The organism is Synechococcus lacustris str. Tous, from assembly GCF_003011125.1.
GTDB lineage: Bacteria > Cyanobacteriota > Cyanobacteriia > PCC-6307 > Cyanobiaceae > Synechococcus_D > Synechococcus_D lacustris.
Genome location: NZ_PXVC01000259.1, coordinates 1 through 811, shown reverse-complemented (window position 1 = coordinate 811; position 811 = coordinate 1). Strand labels below are relative to the sequence as shown.

The window sequence follows — 811 nt, the reverse complement described above, 5'->3', positions numbered from 1 at the left end:
ACCCGATAGAAACTGCGTTCAGAACCTATATAAATGCCTTGATCAGCTAGATCAGGCACGATTTGGCCTGGTGGCAAGGAGGCGTATTTAGGTTCATTGCAGGTGAGCAAGATCCTTTGGCMTTCCTCAACGCTTAAGCGRTGRGCCACTTTGCGGGCACTACCTTTACGGCCATCCACGCCATCCTTATCGCCGGCAAACTGCCTACGCCAGCGCTGCAGCGTTGTTAAGCCAACGCCCATGAGCTTGGCTAGTTCACTGGCGCGGGCACCAGCAGCAATCCCTTCTGCAAGGATTTGCAATGCCTTCTGGCGATCGTCCGGAGACGTTAGTCGTCCCCTTCCTCTCCCCAGAAGGCCTGAATCTTTTTTGCAGCAATTAACAAAGCTGCTGCCTCTGCAAGGGCTTTTTCCTTACGGCGTAGATCCTGTTTTAGGGCTTTAATTTCCTTTTGATCCTGCTGGTGGCGTTTCTCTAAATCCCGCTGCTCCGCCATGGTTAGCACTGCGTTTGCATTTGCATCCTGCGCCGTTTGGCGCCAGCGGTCTACTTGTTCAAGGAATAGACCTCGTTCACGGCAATAGCTACTGAGCTCAGTGGCATTGAACCCAGCTGTTTCAAGCACCACCGTGAATTTATCTGCAGCACTCCAGCGATCTGGGTCTTTATCGGATGCTGGCACAACCTCCCCCTGCAACCGCCAGTTACTGCGCCATTTATAAAGCGTGGATTGATGAATACCTAATTCCTTAGAAATTTGAGGAACATCCTGCCTATTGGGAGAAATTTGAGGAACATCCTGCCTATTGGG

1 protein-coding gene and 1 pseudogene are annotated in these 811 nt (G+C 51.5%); both read right to left on the bottom strand.

Translation table 11 applies throughout. The annotated features are described in order from the left end of the window. Positions 1–302 (bottom strand): annotated as a pseudogene (locus C7K08_RS16610) (IS3 family transposase); the annotation flags it as partial. 26 nt (positions 303–328) lie between these two features. After that, a partial coding sequence (locus tag C7K08_RS16605) for a helix-turn-helix domain-containing protein (RefSeq protein WP_133165341.1) occupies positions 329–811 on the bottom strand: 483 nt, incomplete at its 5' end.